The organism is Sphingomonas sp. 4RDLI-65 (assembly GCF_049472435.1).
GTDB lineage: Bacteria > Pseudomonadota > Alphaproteobacteria > Sphingomonadales > Sphingomonadaceae > Sphingomonas.
Genome location: NZ_JBCEBT010000002.1, coordinates 439,114 through 459,130, shown reverse-complemented (window position 1 = coordinate 459,130; position 20,017 = coordinate 439,114). Strand labels below are relative to the sequence as shown.

Annotated in this window: 19 protein-coding genes and 1 tRNA gene; 9 read left to right on the top strand and 11 right to left on the bottom strand. The window is 61.9% G+C overall.

The window, feature by feature from the left end; all coding sequences use genetic code 11:
* Nucleotides 1-378 precede the first annotated feature (378 nt).
* Nucleotides 379-2,607, bottom strand: a complete 2,229-nt coding sequence (gene purL, locus VH567_RS07160) for a phosphoribosylformylglycinamidine synthase subunit PurL (RefSeq protein ID WP_423324543.1) — start codon at nucleotides 2,605-2,607, stop codon at nucleotides 379-381.
* A gap of 101 nt (nucleotides 2,608-2,708) precedes the next feature.
* On the opposite strand from purL, the gene VH567_RS07155 reads away from it, so the two are divergent.
* Complete coding sequence (locus VH567_RS07155) at nucleotides 2,709-3,155, top strand: hypothetical protein (protein ID WP_423324541.1); 447 nt, start codon at nucleotides 2,709-2,711, stop codon at nucleotides 3,153-3,155.
* Between the two features lie 12 nt (nucleotides 3,156-3,167).
* On the opposite strand, the gene map is transcribed toward VH567_RS07155, so the two are convergent.
* A complete protein-coding gene (map, locus tag VH567_RS07150; protein WP_332746254.1) occupies nucleotides 3,168-3,995 on the bottom strand; it encodes a type I methionyl aminopeptidase in 828 nt (275 codons plus the stop codon).
* A 51-nt stretch (nucleotides 3,996-4,046) separates the two neighbouring features.
* On the opposite strand from map, the gene VH567_RS07145 reads away from it, so the two are divergent.
* Nucleotides 4,047-4,805: a competence/damage-inducible protein A gene (locus VH567_RS07145; protein ID WP_423324539.1), complete on the top strand. Its 759-nt coding sequence runs from the start codon at nucleotides 4,047-4,049 to the stop codon at nucleotides 4,803-4,805.
* A 6-nt stretch (nucleotides 4,806-4,811) separates the two neighbouring features.
* Here the strand turns inward: VH567_RS07145 and VH567_RS07140 are convergent, their stop codons facing one another.
* Complete coding sequence (locus VH567_RS07140) at nucleotides 4,812-5,237, bottom strand: HIRAN domain-containing protein (RefSeq protein WP_423324537.1); 426 nt, start codon at nucleotides 5,235-5,237, stop codon at nucleotides 4,812-4,814.
* A 137-nt stretch (nucleotides 5,238-5,374) separates the two neighbouring features.
* Here VH567_RS07140 and VH567_RS07135 point away from each other — a divergent pair.
* A tRNA-Gly gene (locus VH567_RS07135) sits at nucleotides 5,375-5,448 on the top strand.
* Nucleotides 5,449-5,468: 20 nt separating this feature from the next.
* On the opposite strand, the gene VH567_RS07130 is transcribed toward VH567_RS07135, so the two are convergent.
* Nucleotides 5,469-6,239 carry a GDSL-type esterase/lipase family protein gene (locus VH567_RS07130; RefSeq protein WP_423324535.1) on the bottom strand — a complete coding sequence of 257 codons (771 nt, stop codon included), beginning with the start codon at nucleotides 6,237-6,239 and terminating at the stop codon, nucleotides 5,469-5,471.
* Entirely contained in the window at nucleotides 6,239-7,105 is an 867-nt protein-coding gene (locus tag VH567_RS07125; protein WP_423324533.1) for an IclR family transcriptional regulator, read from the bottom strand. Before VH567_RS07125 ends, VH567_RS07130 begins: the two co-directional genes overlap by 1 nt.
* Nucleotides 7,106-7,269: 164 nt before the next feature.
* Between VH567_RS07125 and lldD the strand changes: the two genes are divergently transcribed.
* Nucleotides 7,270-8,403 carry an FMN-dependent L-lactate dehydrogenase LldD gene (gene lldD, locus VH567_RS07120; RefSeq protein WP_423324531.1) on the top strand — a complete coding sequence of 378 codons (1,134 nt, stop codon included), beginning with the start codon at nucleotides 7,270-7,272 and terminating at the stop codon, nucleotides 8,401-8,403.
* Between the two features lie 210 nt (nucleotides 8,404-8,613).
* Here lldD and VH567_RS07115 read toward each other — a convergent pair whose 3' ends face one another.
* Together VH567_RS07115 and VH567_RS07110 are read right to left on the bottom strand one after the other, a co-directional pair.
* On the bottom strand, nucleotides 8,614-9,333 hold the full coding sequence (locus VH567_RS07115; protein WP_423324529.1) for a hypothetical protein: 720 nt from the start codon (nucleotides 9,331-9,333) through the stop codon (nucleotides 8,614-8,616).
* Complete coding sequence (locus VH567_RS07110; RefSeq protein WP_423324527.1) at nucleotides 9,330-9,710, bottom strand: hypothetical protein; 381 nt, start codon at nucleotides 9,708-9,710, stop codon at nucleotides 9,330-9,332. The genes VH567_RS07115 and VH567_RS07110 overlap by 4 nt, the downstream gene beginning before the upstream one ends.
* A gap of 333 nt (nucleotides 9,711-10,043) precedes the next feature.
* Between VH567_RS07110 and VH567_RS07105 the strand changes: the two genes are divergently transcribed.
* The 5 genes from VH567_RS07105 (at nucleotide 10,044) to istB (ending at nucleotide 15,199) form a co-directional block, all read left to right on the top strand.
* Nucleotides 10,044-10,619 (top strand): recombinase family protein, encoded by a 576-nt coding sequence (locus tag VH567_RS07105; RefSeq protein ID WP_107957239.1) that lies wholly within the window; start codon nucleotides 10,044-10,046, stop codon nucleotides 10,617-10,619.
* Between the two features lie 1,107 nt (nucleotides 10,620-11,726).
* Complete coding sequence (locus VH567_RS07100; protein ID WP_423324525.1) at nucleotides 11,727-11,990, top strand: hypothetical protein; 264 nt, start codon at nucleotides 11,727-11,729, stop codon at nucleotides 11,988-11,990.
* A gap of 28 nt (nucleotides 11,991-12,018) precedes the next feature.
* Nucleotides 12,019-12,531 carry a hypothetical protein gene (locus tag VH567_RS07095; RefSeq protein ID WP_423324523.1) on the top strand — a complete coding sequence of 171 codons (513 nt, stop codon included), beginning with the start codon at nucleotides 12,019-12,021 and terminating at the stop codon, nucleotides 12,529-12,531.
* A 441-nt stretch (nucleotides 12,532-12,972) separates the two neighbouring features.
* Nucleotides 12,973-14,484, top strand: coding sequence for an IS21 family transposase (istA, locus tag VH567_RS07090; RefSeq protein ID WP_423325018.1), 1,512 nt, complete (start codon nucleotides 12,973-12,975; stop codon nucleotides 14,482-14,484).
* Entirely contained in the window at nucleotides 14,471-15,199 is a 729-nt protein-coding gene (gene istB, locus VH567_RS07085; RefSeq protein WP_133032303.1) for an IS21-like element helper ATPase IstB, read from the top strand. The genes istA and istB overlap by 14 nt, the downstream gene beginning before the upstream one ends.
* 64 nt (nucleotides 15,200-15,263) lie before the next feature.
* Here the strand turns inward: istB and VH567_RS07080 are convergent, their stop codons facing one another.
* From VH567_RS07080 to VH567_RS07065, 4 genes are all read right to left on the bottom strand, one after another.
* The gene (locus VH567_RS07080) at nucleotides 15,264-15,881 is read right to left on the bottom strand and encodes a Crp/Fnr family transcriptional regulator (protein ID WP_423324521.1); all 618 of its coding nucleotides are present in this window, start codon (nucleotides 15,879-15,881) and stop codon (nucleotides 15,264-15,266) included.
* Between the two features lie 383 nt (nucleotides 15,882-16,264).
* Nucleotides 16,265-16,747 (bottom strand): DUF421 domain-containing protein, encoded by a 483-nt coding sequence (locus tag VH567_RS07075; protein WP_423324519.1) that lies wholly within the window; start codon nucleotides 16,745-16,747, stop codon nucleotides 16,265-16,267.
* The gene (locus VH567_RS07070) at nucleotides 16,747-17,283 is read right to left on the bottom strand and encodes a hypothetical protein (protein ID WP_423324517.1); all 537 of its coding nucleotides are present in this window, start codon (nucleotides 17,281-17,283) and stop codon (nucleotides 16,747-16,749) included. The genes VH567_RS07075 and VH567_RS07070 overlap by 1 nt, the downstream gene beginning before the upstream one ends.
* A gap of 178 nt (nucleotides 17,284-17,461) precedes the next feature.
* The gene (locus tag VH567_RS07065; RefSeq protein ID WP_423324515.1) at nucleotides 17,462-19,978 is read right to left on the bottom strand and encodes a PAS domain S-box protein; all 2,517 of its coding nucleotides are present in this window, start codon (nucleotides 19,976-19,978) and stop codon (nucleotides 17,462-17,464) included.
* Between the last annotated feature and the right edge of the window lie 39 nt (nucleotides 19,979-20,017).

Genomic DNA, 20,017 nt, shown 5'->3' with positions numbered 1-20,017 from the left:
CGCATAAGCGGGGCGTATAGAACAGCGTAGTTCTTGGGGTGGTCGATGATCCGCAGGGAGCGCACGCGGCGGGAGTGCCCGGCAGCATCACTGGTAGATCGAGGCCCGCTGCATGGTTGCCCTCGTTTCCCTGTTCTCCCGCGAAGGCGGGAGCCCAGACTGGGTCCCCGCCTTCGCGGGGAAACATGCTGTGTTTTGGGGGTGTTCTCGCCTCAAGGGCCGACCACCCCGGCGAAGGCCGGGGCCCAATTGGGGGACGGTCGTAACTGGGGCCGGCGCCTCGCTACCGCGGCTTTTCCAATTGGGCCCCGGCCTTCGCCGGGGTGGTTCGCTTGCGTTGGAGACGGCAGGCCCTCGACTACCCCCGGACGCAGCCCGTCACGCAAGCGCCGCGTCGACCCCCATCAGCTTCGGGAAGAACCCTTCATGCGCCGTCCGCAGCGTGTCGAGCGCGATAACGTCGTCGCGGTCGGGGCGTTCGAAGATCAGGCGCTTGCCGCCGGTGCGACCGAGCGGTTCCGCTTCGACGTCGGCCGCATGCGCAGCGCCGAGGAAGTCGAGCAGCGCATGGTCCTCGACCGTGACGATATAGACCCCCTGGTCCTCGGCAAAGAACGAGCGCGCGCAATCGAACGGCTGCTTGCGATCGATCATAGCGCCGATCCCGCCAGCCAGCGCCATCTCGGCAAGCGTCACCGCGATGCCGCCGTCGGACACGTCATGGACCGCAGTCAGCTGGCCCAGCGCGATCGCCTCGCGGATCAGGTCGCCGACGCGGCGTTCGGCCGCGAGATCGACCGGCGGCGGCGGGCCGGCGTCGCGCTGTTCGCGACCATGGCATTCGCGCAGCCACAGCGACTGGCCGAGATGGCCGCCGCGCGCGCCGACCGCGAGGATGATGTCGCCCGAACCCTTGAACGCGATCGTCGCATTCTTCTGCCAGTCCGCGAGCAAGCCAATCGCGCCGATCGCCGGCGTCGGCAGGATCGCCGAGCCGCCACCGGTCGCCTTCGACTCGTTGTACAGCGAGACGTTGCCCGACACGATCGGGAAGTCGAGCGCGATGCAGGCGTCGCTCATGCCTTCGAGGCAGCCGACGATCTGGCCCATGATCTCAGGACGCTGCGGGTTGGCAAAGTTGAGGCAGTTGGTGACCGCCAGCGGCAGCGCGCCGACTGCGGTCAGGTTGCGCCAGGCCTCGGCGACCGCCTGCTTGCCGCCCTCGACCGGATCGCTGAAGCAATAGCGCGGGGTGCAGTCGGTGGTCATCGCCAGCGCCTTTTGCGTGCCGTGGACGCGGACGACCGCGGCATCGCCACCGGGGCGCTGCACCGTGTCAGCGCCGACCATGTGATCGTACTGCTCCCAGATCCAGCGGCGCGAGGCGACGTCCGGCGAGCCCATCAGCGTGAGCAGATCGGCGGCGATGTCGTTGCTATGCGGTGCGTTTTCGAGCGGCGCAGGCTTTGGCGTCGGCACGTGCGGGCGATCGTAGAGCGGCGCTTCGTCGGCGAGCGGGCCGAGCGGGATGTCGCAGACGGTCTCGCCCTTGAACGTCAGCACCATCCGGCCGGTGTCGGTGACGCGGCCGATGACCGCGAAATCTAGTTCCCACTTCTTGAAGATCGCCTCGGCCTCGGCTTCGCGGCCGGGCTTGAGGACCATCAGCATGCGCTCCTGCGACTCGGAGAGCATCATCTCGTACGGCGTCATGCCGGTCTCGCGCTGCGGTACGTCGTCCATGACGAGTTCGATGCCGACGCCGCCCTTCGACGCCATCTCGACCGACGACGAGGTGAGGCCGGCGGCGCCCATGTCCTGGATTGCAACGATGACGTCGGTCGCCATGAGTTCGAGGCAGGCTTCGATCAGCAGCTTCTCGGTGAAGGGATCGCCGACCTGGACGGTCGGGCGCTTGGCGTCCGAATCCTCGCCGAAGTCCGCGCTCGCCATCGTCGCGCCGTGGATGCCGTCGCGGCCGGTCTTGCTGCCGACATAGACGATCGGATTGCCGATGCCGGAGGCGGCCGAATAGAAGATCTTGTCCTGGTCGGCGATTCCGACGGTCATCGCGTTGACCAGGATGTTGCCGTCATACGCCGAGTGGAAGTTCACCTCACCGCCGACGGTCGGGACGCCGACGCAATTGCCGTAGCCGCCGATGCCGTGGACCACGCCCGAGATCAGGTGGCGCATCTTGGGGTGATCGGGGCGGCCGAAGCGGAGCGCATTGAGGTTGGCGATCGGCCGCGCGCCCATCGTGAAGACGTCGCGCAGGATGCCGCCGACGCCGGTCGCCGCACCTTGGTACGGTTCGATGTAGGACGGGTGGTTGTGGCTCTCCATCTTGAAAATCGCCGCCTGGTTGTCGCCGATATCGACGACGCCGGCGTTCTCACCGGGGCCGCAGATGACGCGCGGACCCTTGGTGGGCAGCTTCATCAGGTGGATCTTGCTGGATTTGTAGCTGCAATGCTCGGACCACATGACCGAGAAGATGCCGAGCTCGACCATATTCGGCTCGCGGCCGATGGCGCGCAGGACGCGCTCATATTCTTCGGGGGACAGGCCGTGGTCGGCGACGATCTGCGGTGTGATCTCGGTCATGGGGCGGGCTTTAGCGGGGTAGTGCGCGTTCGTCACGTAGGGAGGACGCATCGTTTTCATTCGATAAGCTTGCTCGCGCACCGACGTCGACCTAGCCTGCGATGATGCGGATCAAAGCGCCTATCTTCGCCATTGCCGGGATCGTCGCCGTCACGGGGACAGCATATGCCCTGCAACTCTCTCCCGAAACGATAATGGAAGCGTCGAGAGGCATGACCCGCCTTGTAGGAATGTCTCCGGCGGGGACGGAGATGTGGGTCCGGCTTTCCGTCGCACGCGGAGGGAAGCAGGATTTAGGAGCGTTCGACCGGATCGACCGCGAGATTGGTGAACAGCTCGCGTTCGATACTCCGGACAAGGCGAAGTTGGCGATGCTAGCCAGAGCTTATGCGACCGAACAGGCCAAGTTCGAGCTTAACGAGCGTAATGGGATGATCGCCGATGCACTTCGACTATCGGTTGCGGATCGTAAAATCCTAGGCCGCTTTCTCGTACGATCCCGAACGAGAGACGGACCGCCAACACCCGTCGTAGCACCGCTGCCATAGTTCCCCTGAAACTCAGACGTAAGGCGGTTGGGTGTAGCCCTTGGGGCTTAGCGTGAAGATGTCGCAGCCCGTTTCGGTAATCCCGATCGAGTGCTCAAACTGCGCCGACAGCGAGCGGTCGCGCGTCACCGCCGTCCAGCCGTCGTCGAGCAGCTTCACGTCGGGCCGGCCGATGTTGATCATCGGCTCGATCGTGAAGATCATGCCCGGGCGCAGTTCGGGGCCGGTGCCGGGCTTGCCGACATGGACGACTTCGGGGGCGTCGTGGAACAGCCGGCCGACGCCGTGGCCGCAGAAATCGCGGACGACTCCGTAGCGGTGCTTTTCGGCATGGCGCTGGATCGCGTTGGCGACGTCGCCCATGCGGTTGCCGGGTTTCGCCTGCTCGATGCCGATCATCAGGCATTCGTAGGTGACTTCGACAAGGCGCCGCGCCTTGATCGGAACGTCGCCGATCAGGTACATCCGGCTCGTGTCGCCGTGCCAGCCGTCCAACAACGGCGTGACGTCGACGTTGACGATATCGCCCGATTTCAGCGTCTTCTCGCTCGGGATGCCGTGGCAGACGACATGGTTGATCGAGATGCAGACGCTATGCGTGTAACCGCGATAGCCGAGCGTCGCGGGGACGCCGCCGCCGGCGATGATGAAGTCGTAGATCAGCCGGTCGATCTCGGCGGTCGTCACGCCCGGCACCATGTGCGGCACGATCATGTCGAGCGTCTCGGCGGCGAGCCTGCCCGCCTTCATCATGCCTTCGAACGCGGCGGGGCCATGCAGCTTGATAGCGCCGGTGCGCGCGTCGGGCTGGTCCGAGGTGACGGTTACATATTCGGTCATGACGCGCGATATAGCGTGGCGGGCGGGCTTTTGCGAGGCTATGCGAGGGGCATGGTAGAGGAACGCATCTGGACGGCCGCGCTGACGATCATCGGCGACGAGATCCTGTCGGGCCGCACGCAGGACAAGAACGTCGCGCAGATCGCGGCTTGGCTCAACGTGCAGGGCATCCGCCTCGCCGAGGTGCGCGTGGTCGCCGACAAGACCGAGGCGATCGTCGAGGCGGTCAACATCCTCCGCGCACGCAACGATTACCTGTTCACGACCGGCGGAATCGGGCCGACTCACGACGACATCACCGTCGATGCGATCGCCGAGGCGCTGGGCGTCGCGGTCGAGCATCATCCGCGCGCGATGGCGGTGCTGGAGGCGTATTACGAAACTCGCGGCGGGCTGACCGAAGCGCGCGCGAGGATGGCGCGGGTGCCCGTCGGCGCGGACCTGATCGACAACAAGGTGTCGGGCGCGCCGGGGATCCGGATCGGCAACATCTTCATCATGGCGGGCGTGCCGCACATTACCGCCGGGATGCTCGACGCGCTGACCGGGACGCTCGAGGGCGGCCGCCCGGTAGTGTCGAAGACGATCGGCTGCTGGGTCGCGGAGAGCGAAGTCGCGGATATCCTGCGCGATGCCGAGAAAAGCCACGAAGGCGTCGCGATCGGCAGCTACCCGTTCTTCCGCGACGGCAGGACGGGCGCGAACTTCGTCGTGCGCAGTTCGGACGAGGCGCTGGTCGACCGCTGCCTCGCCGACCTGACGCGTGATCTCGAAGCGACCGGCCGCACCGTCAGCGCACAGGGCATCTGACGCGTCTCAGGCGCCCCATTCGGGGCCCTCGGGATCGGGATAGAAGACGTCAGGATCGTACCCCGGGCTGCGCGTCGAGGCGCGGACGGGTCTCTCTGTCGCGGTAGCCTCGGGCAGGGTCGGTGCATCGCCGCCGAAGCGGATGCGGACATAGCCCATCGTCCCCACCAAGGCCTGGAACACCACGACGAAATCTTCGGATTGCATGCGCCGGCCGATGAATGGCGCTCGATCCGCGGAGAGATACCCCATCTGCACGCCGCGGATGCTAAATACCGCGACCGCATTGGCGTCATGCGGATTCTTCGGTTCGCGGCGCAGCTCGACGGGTTCGCCGGGCGTGCACAGCAACAGCTCCATCCGCCGGTTGCTCTTGCTCCTGTCCGCATTCGGAAAGTCGATGCCGACCACGGCGAGCGTCAGTTCGTCCATTCGCGGCATCCTATAGCGCGGACGGACCGATCGAAAGCGGCTCTTGCGTCGCTAACGGGCAACGGATAGAGGCTCACGACCGGCGTGCCGCACAGCGGACGCCGACGCCTGACATTACATAGTAATCTCAAGGCCGTGCGGGTGTAGCTCAATGGTAGAGCTTTTGCTTCCCAAGCAAGTGACGAGGGTTCGATTCCCTTCACCCGCTCCATTCCCCCATCGCCGTCCCGACTAGCGGCCGATCAGTCCCGCCAGCGTCGGTTCGATCGCCTCGGCCATCATCCGTTGGCCGACGCTGTCCGGATGGAGCGGCTTGCCGTGCTGGGGCAGGCGTGGGTCGTAGAATAGGGCTTCGTTCAGCGTGCCATCCGATCGGCGAAAGACCGCACCGATATCGCGGTAGGCGACGCGTCGATCGGTCGCGTAACGCTTGGCCAGATAGGTGTTGATCGCCGTGTCGGTCGCCGTCTTCGCAGGACTGATCGCGCTCGGCAGCAGCCCCATCAGCAGGATGCCGGCATGCGGCAGCCGGCGTTTCAGATCATCCACCACCGCATCGATCCCGCGCTCCGTCTGCGCGGCAGTCCGCCCCGCACTCCCGGTGTCGTTGGTCCCGATCAACAGCACGACCGTCTTCGGATGCAGCCCGGCAACTTCGCCATGCTGCAACCGCCACAGCACGTTGGCCGTCGTATCGCCGCTGAACCCCAGATTGAGCGCACGGCGCGGCGCATAGTATCTCGCCCAGGTCGGCGCGAAATTCTCGTCCGGCAGGATCGCCTTGTCGTAGTTGTTGGTGATCGAATCGCCGATCAGCACGACCTGCGGATCGGGATGCGTCGCGATCGTCGCCAGTATCGCCGCATGCCGGTCGGCCCACCAAGGCTGATCCAGGCGGTCGTGCGCAGGTGCGGCAGCCGCGGCTGCCGCGGGAGGCAGGGCAGGCGGGGCAGGCGCGGCCCCGACTAGCAGCAGCAGGAGAGCGAGCAGGCGCAATGTCATTACGCCGCGTCCTCGCTGGCGGAAGCCTCGCCCGGATCGAACCATCCCAACGCTTGCGAGATATCGGCCGCGGTGCGCTTCAACGCGATCAGCGTGTCCGCGGCGGAGATGTGCGGGGTCTCGTCGATCACTTCGAGGAACGGGATCGTCAGCGCCGCGACGACGTGCCCGTCATAGCCGAAGATCGGGCAGCTCATGTCCGATACGCCCGCCATCCGCGCGCTCTTGAGCGTTTCATGGCCGCGCGCGCGGATCGTGGCGAGGTGCGCGTCGAGCGCCGCCGCGCCGGGGATCGCAGACCGGGCGCCTGCGCTCATGAACGCGAGCAGGACATGGCCCGAACAGTTGGTGGCGAGCGCGATGCTGGTGCCGAGGCGGACCGCGAACCCGGTCGGACCCGGGCTTTCCTGGCGATGGACGATCAGGCCGTGTGCGCCGCTGACCACCACGAGGTGGCAGGATTGCATCGCCGCGGCGGCCAGCGCGAGCATCAGCGGGGCGGCGACCTGCGTCAGTTCCTGCGCCGGCGTCGCGCGATGTGCCGTCTCGAGCAGCTTGTACGTCACCCGGTAGCGATCGCTGTCGCGGTCCTTGTGCAGCCAGCCGCGGCGATCGAGCACGACGACCACGCGAAACAATTCGCTGATCGACCGCGACAGGCGGTTGGCGATTTCGGTGATCGTCAGTCCGCGGGGTTCGGTCGCGAGCAGTTCGACGATGTCGATCGCCTTCTCCAGCGCCGGGGCGGAGTAGACGCGCCGCCCGGTATCGGCCGCCGCGGCGGCGGCAGGGCCGGTATCGGCCGCCATGACGGCGGCAGGGCCGGTATCACGCGTAGGAATGAGGTCGAGCGGCACGTCGGACATGGCGGGATCGATCGTCGTTGCAGGCGCTCCCCCTATGCCGCAACCGTCCCGGACACGTACATCAATCTTTTACAGGGGAAAGTTGCCCGATCGGCGCATCGCTTGCTAGGGATCGCGTAACGCCACGATTTTGGGATCGATGCGCACGATATGGGAGCTGCCGCATGACGATCGCCTCGACGCTCGATTTCCGCGAGGCCGCGCGCCGGCGCCTGCCGCGGTTCCTGTTCGACTATGCGGATGGCGGCTCGTATGCGGAGGCGACGCTGGCGCGCAACGTCGACGACCTGTCGGCGATCGCGCTGCGCCAGCGGGTGTTGCGCGACGTGTCCGATCTCGATCTGTCGACGACGCTGTTCGGCCACCGCCAGGCGTTGCCGGTCGGGCTCGGCCCGGTCGGGATCGCGGGCATGTACCATCGTCGCGGCGAGACGCAGGCGGCGCGTGCGGCGCATAAGGCGGGCGTGCCGTTCTGCCTGTCGACGGTGTCGCTCTGCTCGCTTGGCGAGGTGGTGAAGGCCGCCCCCGCCGGGCCGACCTGGTTCCAGCTCTATGTCCTGCGCGACCGTGCGTTCATGCGCGACCTGCTGGCGACGGCGAAAGCAGAGGGCGCGACCGCGCTGGTGTTCACGGTCGACATGCCGGTGCCGGGCGCGCGCTACCGCGATCAGCATTCGGGGATGTCGGGGCCGCATGCGCCGCTGCGCCGGGTCCTCCAGGCGATGGGCAGGCCGGGCTGGGCGTGGGACGTCGGCTTGCACGGGCGACCGCACCAGCTCGGCAATCTCGAGCCTGTGCTCGGCAAGGCGAGCGGGCTGAACGATTACATGGGCTGGCTCGGCGCGAATTTCGATCCGTCGATCGCGTGGAAGGACCTGGAATGGATCCGCGCCGGTTGGGACGGCCCGCTGATCATCAAGGGCATCCTCGATCCCGACGACGCGCGCGAGGCGGCGGCGATCGGCGCGGACGGCATCGTCGTGTCGAACCATGGCGGCAGGCAGCTCGACGGCGTCCTGTCGAGCGCGGCGGCACTGCCCGCGATCGCCGAGGCGGTGAAGGGGCAACTGACGGTGCTGGCGGATTCGGGCGTTCGTTCGGGGCTCGACGTCGTGCGGATGCTGGCGCTGGGCGCGGACGGCGTACTGCTCGGCCGCGCGTGGCTCTATGCGCTGTCGGCACGCGGGGAGGCCGGCGTCACGCAGCTGCTGACGCTGATCGAGCGCGAGATGCGCGTCGCGATGGCGCTCACCGGCGTCCGCTCGATCGCCGAGATCGACCGAAGCATCTTGGCGTAGCCGTCCGAAGCGCGGCGCTCGCGCCAATAGCGCGTTCGTGTCGCCCGGTACCGATGACGTGAAGCAGGTCGCCGCGCGCTGGTGGAGCCGAAGGGAAGCCCCGGCAAACCCACTAACTACTGATAAACGAAGGCTTTTTATTTCGGCGTCGGGACCATGGTGTTAGCCCTTTGTACTAGCTGAGGCAAGTCCGCGCAGTCGCCTTTCGTGCTACGATGATGGCGCTAGCGTCGGATCGACCTCGAACGTCATCAGCGCCTTGCCAAAATACCTCGTCATATCCTTATTATACTGCACCAAGCATTGTTGCAGCTTCGAGGTGTTTTCATCAAGTAGAACCATCATGCCTTCCAGCAATGATTCCAGCATAAGGGTGTATGGTGTGATCCTAGCAAGCTCCTCCGGTGTGAGCTTGTGAGTAAACCGCATTCCCTCATTGGCAATAGGCGGAGGCATTAGCTCGTACAAGGCTTCATGTCGATTCCTATACTCACCCATCGAAAAGACTATGGATGAATACCGACCAAAGCAAAGCTCAAGCTCCATTAGCAATTCTGCGGATTGGGACTTTAAGAGTAAGTCAGTCTCGCTTTGATTTAGCTCCTGCGGACGCCTATCAGGAAAACCTAATGGCCTAACGAGCGGAAACTTCATGTTAGGCGGGTACATCGGCTCGCGATTAGTGAGACTGCCTTTGATATGCCGATCAATGTCAGCATTTTGATTTAGCAGGGTGAGCACCTTCCAGCCGATACCCCGACCAATCTCCTTTTCACGCTGCCGGTCGTTTTGCCGCTTTTGACGCTTGCTAATCGGGTAAGCTGCCAAAGCCACAGCAACAGCAAGCGCGGACATGGAACCAGAGAACCAATCCGCCCAGCTTCCCGGCTCCAAGCTAACAAGGCCCAGCAGCGAGAAAGTATCACTCATGTCCGCTTTTCCAGTTTGAAACGGTAGCTGCCTACAAGAGTAACCAGCCCAGCAAGCGCTATGGCAAGAATGACCCAGCGCGGCACATCGATCAGCATAATCTTGGCATGGTGGATTGCAGGCCCGAGACGTTTCAGTTCATTCTTGGAGTTCGAAGCGGCAAGCGTCTGGCTTTCCCGTATCTGGCTGGAATAACTAGCCTCATCTATCAATCCGGCGGCATCCGGGGGGAAGTCAATCGGTTCGAACTGGGCCGATATCAAGTGTTGCTCGTATGATCGCGAGTTTGCCAACGAGACATATTCCCCTGCCCAATATGCCATCCAAACTGAAACCGCTAAAGACGCCGCCAACAAAAGCCTCTGCATGCGAATCATGAAACCCCCTACGGCCTATTTTCGCTAAGGATATGCGAGAGGGCAATTCAGACAAGAGTGAGCGCGGTTCTCCCCGTATACCCGGCTAGCCCCTCAGGCGATTATGACACGCCTAGCGCGACCTGCATTATCGCGCGTGGTTCTCCATCCCTGCACTACGTGTCACAGTTGCCAAGCTCTAGCCCAGCCCATCGCTAGCCCTGCCGATACCCTGCCTCTCAACTTGTAGCTTGTGAGTCATGCCGTATCGGTATCCCTGATATGCCTCACAAGATACTTGACAGGGTTATGAGCATGCCTCATTAAGCCGTCATACCTTGTGAGGATGAAGCCATGAGCCGCGTTGCCTACTTCCGCGTATCGACCGAAGCCCAGAGCATTGAAGCCCAGCGCCAAGCGTTAGGTGATGGCTTTGACCGTGAGTTCAGCGATGAAGGCGTAAGCGGAGCCACGTTGGCGGCAGACCGTCCCGGCTTCGGAAAGCTCCTGGACTACATTCGGGAGGGTGACACGTTGTACGTCTATGCCCTTGATCGCTTGGGCCGTGATGCCTTGGACGTACAGGCCACGGTTCGCCGCCTGCTAGAGCGGGGCGTAACGCTGGACGTAAAGGGGCTTGGACCTATTGGCCGTGGCGTAGGCGAGTTGATCGTGGCTGTCCTAGCTCAGATGGCAGACATGGAACGGCATCGGATCAAGGAGCGGTGTGAGAGTGGGCGGGTAGCGGCTCGGGCCTCGATAGCTGCAACGGGGCTGACGCATCGCGGTAAGGCTAGCTTGGGCCGTCCGTGGGCCGCTGATGCTCAGGAGGTGGCCGATTGGCGTAAGGCGAACGGGGCCACGATCAGTCAGACGATGGCGCACTTCGGTATCTCGAAGGCCACGGTATCCCGGTATTGCGCTGCATGATCCGGGTACTCCCCAAGCTGATACCGGGCAGGCGATGGGAAGGGCCGCGCATCCGCCTCAGGGAGTCGCTGGACTCGACTAGGGAGGGTCCGGGTACTTGCCCAGCCTGAGTGTCGGAATGCTTCTGAGAGGAGCTTATTCCGGCAAGGACATATTGGGACCGTATAGCATAGAGAAAACATCACCTTCGCAACCGGTCCCTTCCAGTACCGTATGGCATAGAAGAAACTGCACGGTCGAATGCAGTACCGTAGTCCAATATGATCTATTGATACCGCCCAAGCTAGGAAGCCCTAGGACGCCTGACAGTGCGATAACTGTAGGACCCACAGCCAGCAATGGTTAGCTTTAGAGCGAGGGGGTGTGCCATTCTTACGAATAGGTACATGGCGTCCAAACCGATAGCTCTACAAGCGACGTATGATCTAACTCAAGATGATGCTGCTGTAATGGCTTTCCCAATGACTGTAGCTGAGGCATTCCGCCTCATCCTATGTAGTCGATTATCCTGCATCCGTTCTTACGGGTAGAGTCCGTTCTCGGTGGCTTGGGGGTAAGGGGGAAACCGATAGATACAGCTTCTATATTCCCTAATCTAAGATGATACCTATAGTATTATCTATGATACCCGGATCAATCTCCGGTACTCTACGGCCATAATTCGTATCTCCCACAAGCATCCTTCAGATTAGCTCAGTAATCAATATCGAAGCACCCCTAGTCTTTGTATTGACATGGCTTACGATACGCTGGTTTCCGTCATTGGTTTTCCAGATATTCATCCATTGAGCTAATCTGAGGAATGTAGGAGCGTTGAATCTTAACAGGTCCGCTTCACGGCAAGCAATATGTACGGCGCATAGGCTTGCCGCTCCTCTCCCTATAGTATCCCGCATCTATCATCCCGGACAAATCCAAATCCATCGAGTTGCGCCCATGATAGAGGCAGATACTACGGCCTGTCAGCTAGTGCATTGCCCCTGTTGGTAGCTGGCAGGCCACCCCTTTCCATACCATCAATTTACCCGTTCCCGTTTGCTTATACGCAAGGGGGCTATCTCTCTATTACATTGGGACAAGTTCCTACACACCATGAAAGGATAAGCCATGAATATTGTCACCGTTAATACCGACCGCATCAATAACAAGCCGGTTGCTGATTACCTCGCATCTACCGACCGCCGAGTAACGATTGGCGTTCGCTTCACATTGGAAGCCCTAGGCATCGAGTTGCCTGACTTCCTCTGCCGTAAGCCCGCAGGCCGACCGGGACGGGCCGCTCTAATGGCCGCAGTCGATGCCGATACCGGCACAATCCATACCTACCGCGCCGAGAAGCTACGGGTCGGCCCGTTCGCTTCGCGTCCTTAATCCCCTCAATACATTTCAAGGAAAACCAATGACACAGAATAATACGCTTGCAGATATCGCCACTGAGATTGAAGCCCTCGATACCCAGTTGCTTAAGATCAAGGACCTTATTGATTTGATCGGCCAGTCCGCAATCCTTAAAGCTGATGAGGTTGCCAAGGCTTTTGCTGATGCGAAGGACCGATTTGCTGATGCCCTTGCTAATCAGGGTGAGGTAGAGCGAGAAGAACGGCTTAAGAACTTTACCGATATCCGCATTGTCGCCTCCCCCGGTCATAACCTGATGACTACGGCTTTCACAATTTACTATACCCGTAAGGCTTGGGATAATGATGCAAAGGAGTCTCTCCCCAAGGTGTTTGAATGCAAGGGGTTTGCTGGACTTGACGATGCTGCATACGAATATCTCGTAACGGTGAAGCCGCATCTGATCCCTGCCGAGATCATGGCACTAGCACCGGGAAACGCACAGGAGGCGTTCGGCCTGTACTTTGTAGGTAAGCAGCGAGGCTATGTTAAGGGCGCGGCAGTAGCGGTCTAATGTCTAACCTTGATGATCCGGGGACTGGGGATGCACCAAGGCCATCCCGCCCTGATTACGTTCCCAAGGTCGCTATCGTCCCTCAGACCCTAGACGATCTGATGCAGCAAGCAGGCCCCTACGCCGATGCCGTCAAAGCCCATCTGGAATGGTCCGCTGTATCGCTATGGCTAATGAAGACAGACGGCGAGCAGCTTGAAGCCGCATCGTTGCCGGTCCGTGTCGCTCACCTCTCTGTCATCCTGACAAGGGAAGCTGAGGAACATGCAGCAGGATGGCCCCGCCTATCAGGCCCTGCCGCAACTCCCGCAATCTACGGCTATTCTGTGGATCGGCGTGGAAAAAGGACCCCGGTAGCGGGGTGATCGGCGTCGAAAAAGGACCCCTCATTCCGTTGGTCTAAGGCTGTCCGCTTGGCAGATGTCAGGCGGCGAGATCGGGATGTTGGTATTGGAGACGGTATTGAGGATCCGGCGCGAGCACGCGTCGGGCAAAGCCATCAAGGCGATAATGCGAGACCTGCATTTGTCACGCGGTGTCGTGCGCAGGGCGATCCGGGCGCCGGAGGCGGACACCAAGTACCGGCGAGAAGTACAGCCGTTGCCAAAATTGGGGCCGTTTCAGATGCGGCTCGATGCGCTGTTGGAAGAGGATGAGGCACGACCGCGGCGCGAGAAGCTGCGCATTACGCGTGTCCACGATCTGCTGCTGCGCGAGGGGTTCGATGGCTCGTACGATGCGGTGCGCCGCTACGCTACCCGCTGGCGGCAGGCTCGGCGTCGCGACGTAATGGACGCGCCAGCGTTCATCCCGCTGCTGTTCCGGCCGGGCGAGGCCTACCAGTTCGACTGGAGCCACGAAGACGTCGAGATCGCGGGCAAGCCGATGCGGGTGAAGGTTGCGCATGTGCGGCTGTGCGCATCGCGGGTGATGTACGTGCGAGCCTATCCGCGCGAGACGCAGGAGATGCTGTTCGACGCCCATGCGCGGGCATTCGCCTTCTTCGGTGGCGTGCCGACGCGGGGCATCTACGACAACATGAAGACCGCCGTGACGAGCGTGTTCACAGGCAAGGAACGGGTTTTCAACCGGCGCTTTCTGGTCATGGCGAACCACTACATGGTCGAGCCGACCGCATGCTCGCCGGCAGCCGGCTGGGAGAAAGGCCAGGTCGAAAACCAGGTCCAGACGGCACGCGGTCGGTTCTTCCAACCGCGCCTGCGCTTTGTCAGCCTCCAGGAGCTGAACGGCTGGCTGGAGGCGGAATGTTGCCGCTGGGCCGACCTGCACCAGCACCCTGAGCAGAAGGAACTGACGGTCGCCCAGGCATGGGCTGCCGAGCGCGGTGTGCTCCAGCCGGTCGCCGCGCCCTTCGACGGGTTCTACGAGAGCGAGCATGCGGTGAGCGGCACGTGCCTGATAAGCTTCGACCGCAACCGCTATTCCGTCTCGGCCAAAGCCGTGCGGCGCACGGTTCAGGTGCGTGCCTATGCTACGCGCATCGTCGTGCGCCTCGGCGGTGAGGTACTCGCCGACCATCCTCGGTTCTTTGGTCGCGACCGCACCATCTACGACCCGTGGCACTATCTGCCGGTGCTCGTGACCAAACCCGGCGCCTTGCGTAACGGCGCGCCATTCCAGGACTGGGAGTTGCCGCCTGCGCTGTCACGACTGCGGCGTAAGCTCGGCGCTGGCGATGATGCAGACCGGCGGTTCGTGCGCGTGCTTGCAGCGGTGCTCGACGACGGGCTCGATCTCGTCGAGGCGGCCGTCCGTGAAGCATTGCTGGCCGGTATCACCAGCGACGACGTCATTCTCAACATCCTTGCCCGTCGGCGCGAGCCGCCACGACCGTTGGCCATCGCCACACCCGAGGACCTGGCGCTGCGCCATCCGCCTCGTGCTGACTGCGGCCGCTACGACAGCCTGCGAGGTTTCCATGCAGCGGCATGAGATGATGACGGCCATGGCCGAGTTGGGGCTCAAAGGCATGGCTGGTGCCTTCGACGAGGCGGTCACCACCGGCCTGCAGCGCAAGCGTATGACAATGGAAATCCTGACGGACCTGCTGCGGGCAGAGACGGCCCATCGCCATGCAGCGTCGGTCCGCTACCGGATGTCAGCCGCCAAGCTGCCGGCGGTGAAGGACCTCGACGCCTTCGTATTTGACGGCACGCCCATCAACGAAGGCCTGGTGCGCTCGCTGCACAGCGGCTCCTTCCTGGCCGGCCAGCGCAACATCGTGCTCGTCGGTGGTACGGGCACCGGCAAGACGCACCTCGCCAGCGCCATTACCGCCAACGTCGTGCGAAACGGCGCCCGCGGCCGCTACTTCAACACGGTCGACCTGGTGAACCGGCTCGAGGAGGAAACCCGCCTTGGCAAGGCCGGCGCGCTTGCAGCTCAGCTGTCACGCCTCGAGGTCGTGGTGCTCGACGAGCTTGGTTATCTGCCGTTCGCCCGCTCGGGCGGGCAGCTGCTCTTCCACCTGGTCAGCAAGCTCTACGAGCGCACCTCAGTCATCGTCACGACGAACCTTGCCTTTGGCGAATGGCCGACCGTTTTTGGCGACCCCAAGATGACCACCGCGCTGCTCGACCGCATTACGCACCACTGCGACATCGTCGAAACCGGCAACGACAGCTGGCGCTTCAAGCACCGCAGCTAGCCCTCGGGAACCCGACAGAGGAACGCTTCGCGCTGGTTACGCCTCCGGACGGGCTACGCCCGCCCTACGCCGCAACCAGCGCGAACGGCGCGTCCGTTACCGTCACGCCGCCCAACGAAGGGGGTCTCTTTTGGACGCCGATAGGGGGTCCTTTTTGGACGCCGATTGACAGCCAGTCATAATCCAGACCGTTGCCTAGTCCCGCGACATCCTGTCGTACGGCCAGTTCGCATATGAGATGTGCTACACGCGCCAGAGCGCTACGCCGGCCCATGCTGAACAGCCATTCTTTCGAAATAGATAAGTCTTTTAGCATATTCCGTAACAACGCCTGCCTGAAGGCATAATTACCTTCGAATGCATCCAGGACCGCTTGCTTGGGTATTAAAAAAATCGATGCGTGGCTCAGCACCTGAATATGATGATCAGATTCATCGAGGAATATGCTCTGAAATCCAAACAAATCGCCATTTAAGTGGAAAGATACAATCTGCCGAGAACCATCGCCGCCTATCTTCGAACTACATAACAATCCCGAGACGACCAGGCCACAATGGATAGCAACATCACCTTGACGAACCAGGTACGTCATCGGCTCGAAATCAGCGATCCGATAGGGCAAACCGGATATTGTACTCATATCGGCAGAGCCAAGACCCAATCCTTGGGCTAGCTTGTCCATAAGCGGGGCGAGGCGTAACTGATCACGGGTATACAGTATTTTTTGCCTTTACTGGGAATAAGGGACCTCGCCGTGCTTGATGATTACCATAAAACATAGCCGAATTCATTCCAAGGTCGCGTGGGGCCCGGCACGACATACCCGTCATGGACCCGCGATTACAACGCGACGGCCAGTCTCGTCGCTGGCTATTGATCGACGAGGGAGCCGGCCCCCTTCCAAAATACGTTAGCTACCGCAGGCCGATCGGATTCGGCTTAATGCCCGTTCCCGGTGTCGGCACTGAGAAGGGCTCAGGCCGCAGAGTGCTATTTGTATGATGAAATACTTTGGGGCCCAACCGACAGCGCGCACCCTCGCCAATCTCCAGCCAGCGCGGGCATCTATCGTGCAGCTGTATCGTCCTTCGCGCGCTGTACCTCCCCATCGCTCTTGCGGATAAAACTGATTTTGCCTTGTGTCTCCAGGATCGCCCAGGCCACATCATGCATACGCGCGATGCCGGCGAGGCGCATTTCCGCTTCCACCTCGCCGCGCGTGATCCTGTCACGCCGAAGGTTTGCTTCGATCAACTCGCCATCCCGTATGATTACTTGAGGCCGACCGTCGAGTAGCGTTTCGAGCCGTGGAGACAGATACGTCGCCCAACTCATCACCAGCGCCCAAAATGCGAAGGTCGCGATTGCGAGGATCGATCCGATCAGACTGAAGTCGTTATGCGTCACCCCCTGCTGAACGAGATCACCCATCACCACGATGACGACCAGTTCAAAGGGAGTGAGCTGGCCGATCTCGCGCTTTCCCAAGAGGCGTAGCAGCAGGTAAAGTGCGGCGAATGTGACGCTGGCGCGAAGGACGATATCCATCAGGGAAGCACCGGAATCGAAACGCGCACTCCGGCCAACCGGGTATCGTCGTCAAGCAAGGTTATGGCTCCGGCGAGGTGCCCGACCAGCGGGGGATTGGTCTGGCCGTCGATCTTGATATCGAGCGTGTCGCCAGCTTTGAGCGCCGCGTAATCAAAGCGAAACTGTCCCTCTTTGAAGCTCTCGTCGGCGGCGGCGGGAATCTGGCTGTTGATGGTCAGGTCGCGCCACAGCGGCGCATCGATACCGATTACCGGCTTGGCAATGTCGCGCCGCGCGACGACCCGGATGTGCGTTTCAAAAACCAAGCCGCTTCGCAATGGTCGAGCGAGCTTTACCTGCAGCGACGCGCTCGGGGCGTTCACGACAGTGACCGGCGCAGGACTGCCCCCAAGAACGCCCGTCATTGCTGTCACCATCAGTCCGCCAAGCATGAAAAACGCGAGTGGACTGGCATGCGCGCGCATACCCTTCACGGCCTTGGCATGGCTTGCATCGAGTCCGTCTGGGAACGCTGCAACGTGTTTCTCGGCCATAATGCGGTGTTCTGCCCCCTCTCCGCCTGACGGGCAATAACGACGACGCCGTTTTTGCCATGCCCGCGCATTCGGCATTGCCATGGATCGCTATCGAATAAGCACTCGACTTCGGGAAGACCGAGGCAGTGCAACTACGACTGGCGGCGCCACCATGGTCGTTTATTGGAGCAAGGTCTCAACCGCGCCGTGACATCTTCCGCAGAGCCCTCGACAGCGCATCGATCGAGTAAGGTTTGTGCAGCAGATCGAACCCGTGCGTCCCGCTTTGCGCCAGTACCTCGCTATACCCGCTTGTCAGCATGACTGGCAGCGCCGGATAAAGCCGGCCGATCTCCTGACCGAGTTCCACACCCGACATACCCGGCATCATCACGTCGGAAAACACGACATCAAACCGGTCCACCCCTGTTGCCAGCTCGGCAAGCGCCTCGGCGCCGTCCATCGTCAGCACGGTGTTATAGCCCAGCTCCGCTAACGCTCGCGTGGCAAACATGCCAACCTCGACATTGTCTTCCACGACGAGGACGCAGGCACCTTCGCCAAGCGACAGGGGCTGTTCGCCCGCCTCGACAGCGACCCGACCGACACCTTCCACACGCGGCAGGTACATGGTGAACATTGCCCCTGCGCCTTTGGTACTTGCGACCAGAATGTCGCCACCGGATTGTTTGGTGAAGCCGAAGACCTGGCTAAGCCCGAGGCCGGTGCCCTCGCCGACGCCCTTGGTCGTGAAAAACGGTTCGAAAATCTGGTCCAATTTGTCTGCCGGGATCCCGGGTCCACTGTCGACGAGCGACACCATGACGAACTGACCCGACACCGCGGGATGCGACCGAATGACGGGCATGTCGGTCGCCTGCTCGACCGTGATGATCAACTCGCCTTCGCTCTTCATGGCATCGCGCGCGTTGACGGCCATGTTGACGACCGCAGTGTCGAACTGGCTACGATCGGCATTTACATAGCAAGGTCCCGACGGGAGCCTGAGCGTAACCTTGACCCGCGCGCCGGCCAAGGTTCGGATCATGTCGCCAAGCGTTCGCACGCTGTCGGTTGCGTCGAAAACCTCGGGCTTCAAGGACTGCCGACGCGCGAAGGCGAGCAACTGGCCAGTCAGCTTGGCGGCACGATCCGTCGTATCCGAGATCGCATCGATATACTTTTGGCGACGTTCATCAGAGACGCTCGCGCGGCGCAGGAGATCGACCGATCCCCGGATCACCGTAAGCAGATTGTTGAAGTCATGGGCGACACCACCAGTCAGCTGCCCGATAGCCTCGACCTTTTGGGATTGGCGCAGCGCATCCTCGACTTGCATCAGGTCGGCAGTGCGTTCGGCGACGCGCTGCTCAAGAGTATCATTGAGCGAGCGCAGGGCAGCAAGAGCTGTGTCGCGCTCGGCCTCGACGGCACGTCGATGCTCCACATCGATAAGCACACCGGGAAAGCTCAGAGGCGTTCCCTCGGGATCGAGATTGACCCTGCCGTTAGCCTCGATCCAGTAATAATCCCCATCGGTTCGACGAACCCGGTATTGATGAGCGTAAGAACCGCCGCGGGTAATTGCCTCGTCGAGAGCTTGCGCCAGGCCCGCTTGATCATCCGGATGAACGGTCGCCACGATCTGGGCGAGCGGAAGACCTTTGCGGCCCAACGCCGGGTCCAGACCAAAGGCACGGGCGAACGCCTCGTCGACGGTAAACTGGTCTCTGGGGAGGTCCCAATGCCATGTGCCAATGATCGCCCCTGCTGCCAGGGCGAGCTGAACACGCTCCACATTCTCTCGAGCCACCGCTTCACTGACCCGTAGCCGCTCTTCCGCCTCGCGCCGCGGTGTCACGTCATTGAAGAAGATCGCGATCTGTCGGTCGGCGGCATCTCCTACCCGAACGGCTCTAACGTCGAACCACCGCTTGAAGGCGTCCGCATAGCTCTCGAAATTGGTCGGCTCGCCCGTCCTGGCCACGCGTCCATAGGTTTCGAACCAGAATTGCTCCAGGTCAGGGGCAAATTCGGTGACCCATTTCCCACGAAGGTTCACGCCCGACTGACGCTCGAAAGCCGGATTGGCTTCGACAAACCGGTAGTCCACAGGGCGGTCATCGGCATCGAACTTCACTTCGACAATCGCAAAGGCCGCGTCGATCGTATCCAGGATCGTTTGGAAGCGGTCTTGGGCTTGCCGGAGGGCGACACCTGCAAGGTGCTCATCCGTACGGTCGCGCAGGATTTTCACAAAACCGAGATGTTCGCTCGCGTCGCCGAGAAGCGGCATCATCTCTCCCGATGCCCAGAACAGATGGCCATCCTTGCGCAGGTGCCAACGCTCGTCCGCGGCACGTCCGTCCTTAAGCGCTCGGCGCATTTCTGACGCGACCTGACCGCCGGCCCGATCTTCAGGCGTAAAGAAGAATGCTCCGTCTTGCCCGCGCACCTCTGCGGCCGTCCATCCCATCACGTTTTCAGCGCCTGGGTTCCAGTCCGCGACCACCCCGGCCGGGTCGGTGACGATTATTGCAAAGTCGATCGCGCTTTCGAAAATTGCACGTTGCCGTGCTGTGGCGCTGACGGGGCCGTTGTCGTACTGGTTCCTACCAATTTGGCGCTCGGCGATAGGCAGCAGATTCGTCGTCGCGGCTTCAAGGGCTGCGCGCAGACGCGCATTCTCTGCTTCAAGCTCGTCGTAGGTCATCGCATCAGCGTATCCCGCTCATCCGTCCTTGCCCAGAGG